This window comes from Methanosaeta sp. UBA458, assembly GCF_002496085.1.
Taxonomy (GTDB): domain Archaea; phylum Halobacteriota; class Methanosarcinia; order Methanotrichales; family Methanotrichaceae; genus Methanothrix; species Methanothrix soehngenii.
The window spans coordinates 1-4,407 of record NZ_DAIK01000068.1; the positions used below are offsets into that span (position 1 = coordinate 1).

5 protein-coding genes are annotated in these 4,407 nt (G+C 51.3%); 1 reads left to right on the plus strand and 4 read right to left on the minus strand.

The window, feature by feature from the left end:
- Window positions 1-440 (plus strand): RNA-guided endonuclease InsQ/TnpB family protein (locus BP822_RS04640; RefSeq protein WP_286877824.1); only part of this gene is annotated, 440 nt, incomplete at its 5' end.
- An 86-nt stretch (window positions 441-526) separates the two neighbouring features.
- On the opposite strand, the gene BP822_RS04645 is transcribed toward BP822_RS04640, so the two are convergent.
- The 4 genes from BP822_RS04645 to BP822_RS04660 form a co-directional block, all read right to left on the minus strand.
- Window positions 527-2,287 (minus strand): hypothetical protein, encoded by a 1,761-nt coding sequence (locus BP822_RS04645; protein ID WP_013720589.1) that lies wholly within the window; start codon window positions 2,285-2,287, stop codon window positions 527-529.
- Between the two features lie 135 nt (window positions 2,288-2,422).
- Window positions 2,423-3,184: a hypothetical protein gene (locus BP822_RS04650; RefSeq protein WP_048132587.1), complete on the minus strand. Its 762-nt coding sequence runs from the start codon at window positions 3,182-3,184 to the stop codon at window positions 2,423-2,425.
- Window positions 3,185-3,240: 56 nt separating this feature from the next.
- Window positions 3,241-4,191: a GTP cyclohydrolase MptA gene (gene mptA / locus BP822_RS04655; RefSeq protein WP_286877825.1), complete on the minus strand. Its 951-nt coding sequence runs from the start codon at window positions 4,189-4,191 to the stop codon at window positions 3,241-3,243.
- Window positions 4,192-4,407, minus strand: a 216-nt coding sequence (locus BP822_RS04660) for a hypothetical protein (protein WP_286877826.1), incomplete at its 5' end; no start/stop codon positions are given.

The following is a 4,407-nucleotide window of genomic DNA, read 5'->3' on the forward strand; positions in this document are numbered from 1 at the left end:
CTAAGATCAGTAAGAGAATTCAGAATCTTCGAGATGAATTCCTACACCAAGTATCCCGGAAACTGGTAGATTCTGCTGACATAATCGTATTTGAAAACTTGAACATCAATGGAATGCTCAAGAACCATCATCTAGCAAAGCATATCCAAGACCATGCATGGGGCAAACTAATTCAGTTCACTCAAGGCAAAGCTGCGAAGGCTGGCAAAGTAGTAGAACTGGTAGACGCGAGATGTACTTCTCAGAAGTGCTCCCAATGTGGCATAATGGTCCCTAAAACGCTGGCAGACCGAGTTCATCTTTGCCCTAAATGTGGGCTAGAGATGGATAGGGATCTCAATGCCAGCATCAATATCCGCACCCTCGGACTGAGGGGAAGAGCCTACAGAGATGCGGCAAATAACCAGCCGGTCAGTGAAGTAGGAAGCCCTGGTATTTAGGCCAGGGAGGAAGTCACCTTATTCAAATGCCATTTCGAGCCGGCCTGGCAAAGGGTTGCCGGCCAGCCCGATAGAGCAATGAAAGACTAATTTGCCGGCCAGACATAGACGTAGATGTAATTGGACCAATCATTGCAGTAGTAGCTCAGTATATGCCAGCCTGGCTCGCTTCCCTTAAACCAGGTCTGGTACCAGCCAGACGTCTTGTAGCCAAAGTTTTTGACCTCGGGATTGCACCCCTTGCCACCAGTATGGCAGATCTTCCATTCATACGACCAGTACTCTCCATGACGGCTTATCTTGGACCAGAGGGGGAGCCAGTCACCGCAATATACGCCCGCGACGGTATCTATATCGTCATTGCAATCCAGGACATAATACTCATTGCATCTGCATTTAGATGGCTTTGGAAATACTGCTTTGCTGCTATGGGAGGCATAATTGCTCGGCCCCACGGGGACTTTTGAGATCATATCATCCTGGCAACGGCCGCTATCGTCCACATAAGGACAGTTTCCGTAGACTCCTTCGGTTATCAGAGTAGATGTGGTGAAGGAGGTTGTGGTCTGGGCAGATGTGCTGCCACCAGCGGTGGGCGTGGCAAGAGTCTTTCCATCCAATCCTTGGGGATAGCTTCCCGGTACTGGATACATCGCGGCCGCTGCGGGAATGGTGCTCTTTGGAGCCGATCCATCATAGTAGCTCATGCTTCCCGTCTGACCGGTGGCCGGCCGATACAAGCTGTAATTGGGAAGGGCAATATTCTCGGAATAGATGTCAGGCGGTGTTGGCGCTCCAGCAGGCAATGAGGGCTGCATGGATGGCTGGACGGATGACTGCCCGGCAGATGGCAGGGCAGATGGCATCGTGGCCGAAATGGCAGACGGTATCGTAGATTGCATTGCAGATGGTATCGTGGGCTGAATGGCAGATCCTTCGCCTGCCAGATAGCCGGATGATGATGAAGACGGGATTGAGCTGTACATTGAAGGATAGACATAGATATAGATATAGTTGGACCAGGCACCGCAGTAGTAGCTTATTACATGCCAGCCGGGAACATCGCCGGTAAACCAGCCCTTCTTACAGCCCGGAACTGACCAGCCCCACAATCTGACCAGTGGGGTGGACGTCTTCGGATACCATTCGTATACGAAGAAATAACCCTTCGACTTGATCTCTGCCCACAGGGGTAGATATCCTCTGTAGCTGCAACCAGCCACTGTTGCCAGACCGGAAGCGGTCTGAACATAGAACCGGTTTGAAGATGTGACCAGGCCCGGATAGTACCACCCGGTCGAGCCCACCTTGGAGCTGGTAGCCTTGCTGATCCCTGAGCCGGCCTCGAAGCCCAGCATAGCTGAACCATCCTGACCATATGCTTCACCTGCAGTCATCGTGGGAATTGGATGTGATACGAAGTTCAGGCTTTCATCAGGCGAAAAGCTCTCCGCCTTGGGGATAGATAATCCGAGCGATTCGGCTGTCATCTGATCCTCGACCGGCCCGCTTATCCATGGCGCTTGATATAACGATCCTTGCGATGAAGTAACAGGAACGGATGAAGACTCCGATAGCTCTGCAAATCCTTCAGCATAGCCTTTCTGGTATGGCGCCTGGGTTGATGAACTCCCTTGATAAGGAATATAAGCTCCAACCGGGCCAGTTTCTTCTATGCTTGCCGATCGCCCAACGCTATTCTCTGAGGCGGTGCCTGACAGGCCTTGGTCCGACTGCATGTAAAGATCAGATTCATCCACATCGCCTACAAGAGCAAAGGAGATGCCCGTAGTGATCAAGAACACCGCCATTGTTGCCAATAGAAAATGCCTTACTATTCCCTTCATTGTACCCCACTCCCGATCAACTTTTGATCTGTTGTTTGCAGATTTAGCGCCTTTATTCTATTTAATACTTGCTTTAGAAGCGAGTACCAGAATCGATCAGTTTATAATAATATTCAGTCATTCAATTTAATCGAATTAGAATTGCTTTCTCCGGCTCCAGTTGTTTCTCACCATCTCCGCCAGGCGCGGATTTTCGAATTGATTGTAGATGTCCAGGTCCATGGTATAACCCACAAAGGGATCTATGCTGCCCTTCTCCATGTTGGTCACCCATATCTGAATCTCCCTTTCCTCTGCCTTTAGGCCATTCTCCTGGTAGAACTGCATAAAAGGCTCCAGGTTCTCTCCGCTGGGCACCAGGGCCACCACATCCTCGCCCTGCTCTCCCCGGCACTTATCTATATCTAGCGACCTCACGCTCGTTGCCACAAAGGCCCTGGCCTTCCTCTCTGGCGCGCTGAATACCAGTTCCCCAGTTTCCTCTGAGGTAAGTCTATATCCTGCATCGCTCATGAACTCCACTAAGAGATCCTTCAGGCTCTGATACATGATCCTCCTCAGCTCGGGCATTGAATTGAGGAATTTGCGGTTGGCTTCAGCGAAGTCCTGCTTGCTGTATTTTTTTGTATGCATGAAGTGGAATATCCGCCCATCCATTTGGGTGAAAGTATCCAGCCTTGGCAGATCGAAGAACGCTGGCTCCTTGCTCATAATGCTAACAAATATGCCGGGAGCTATCTTCTTGCCTATGGTCTTTTGCAGCTCTTCTCGCTCCTCCTCGCTCAAATCCGCTGCCCTGACGATATCATAGGTACGAAGCAATAGCTCACATCGAGCGATGATCTCCCTCTCTCGCAGCACTTTGCGGAGGGGGCCGGCGATCTTGTCAATTTCCATATTGATCAACTGCAACCAATCGATTTTAAACTGGTCTTAGACCAACTCAAAGGCATTTAAACCTTCAGGCAGGCCAGCTCTGCTCGCAGCTCGCCCATGGTGGCAGTCCTCTCAGCGAAAGCATTATGCTGATGGATGCTCTCCTCATTGATCTGTTTCAACGTCACTGCAGCATCATCCGGCAGATCGCTGAAAGCCTCCACCGTCTTCTGAGCCATAGTCCTGACGCAGTCCTCCACGAACTTGGGATTGCTATGCGCCCGGCTCACCACTAAGGCCTCGTCAGGCCTTTTGAGCAGGCCATAAACCTTGGAGCTCATGGACTCCTCGATGATCTTGATGATCCTGTCTATAGAGACGCAACGCCGGTCGCGCACCTCTACCGAGATGCTGCCTCTGCCTCGCTGGTTATGGGTGGCCACAGGCAATCGGCTCAAAACATCTAAAGCGACCTCTTCGGATAGGCCGGCTTTGATCAGCTCACCCCGAGCCTGATCTTTCATGATCTCCTGAGCACAGGGACATGCGGTCATCCCCATGACCTCTGCACCTACTGTCTTTCTCAGACATCCGGTGGGACCTGCTCTTGCCACCGCCTCGGCAAATATGTCCACTACCTCCTGGCAGGTGACCTTTGTGAAGGGCGTCTGTCTGCGAACGATGTACTCGCTCTTCATCTTCACCTCTGCCCTGGACGCATACTCATGCCGGGCAAGAAGCCTCTTGGCGATCTCGCCACATAGCTCCTCGATCTCATAAACCGGCAGGTTTATGGCATCCTCGAGAACCTCATCAATGGCTTCGAAGTTCCGGGAGAGGTTGGCACCCTTGCGGTCGGATGGAAGGTCGACGAACACCTCGAAATTGGAAATCAGGACCACTGGCCTCTCGTCGCTCCCCCTCTCGACTTTAATCAGCTTCTTGACGCCGGTAACACCCACTCTGGTCAGATTGAAAGGAAAATCTGGCTCGCAGGCCTGAATATCGGGAAAAGAGTCCAAATGCATTCACTCCTGATTTGATTCCCAGTTGCAGACCTCAGACTCGTCCTCTTCCAGCTGATCGATCTTCAATAGGAGCCTGTCCACTTCTTGCATCATCTCTTCCAAGCTGGTTTTAATCCGCTCATCGCAATCATCAGACAAAATAAAAGACCTTTCCAGCTCGGCCATCAGCTCCTCTTCATCCATATCGAGCATCCGGCATATTCTCTTCTCGACATC

Bases quoted from the DNA above. Each gene is read 5' to 3' on its own strand.
- BP822_RS04645 (WP_013720589.1), bottom strand. From the start codon at position 2,287: ATGAAGGGAATAGTAAGGCATTTTCTATTGGCAACAATGGCGGTGTTC.
- BP822_RS04650 (WP_048132587.1), bottom strand. From the start codon at position 3,184: ATGGAAATTGACAAGATCGCCGGCCCCCTCCGCAAAGTGCTGCGAGAG.
- mptA (WP_286877825.1), bottom strand. From the start codon at position 4,191: ATGCATTTGGACTCTTTTCCCGATATTCAGGCCTGCGAGCCAGATTTT.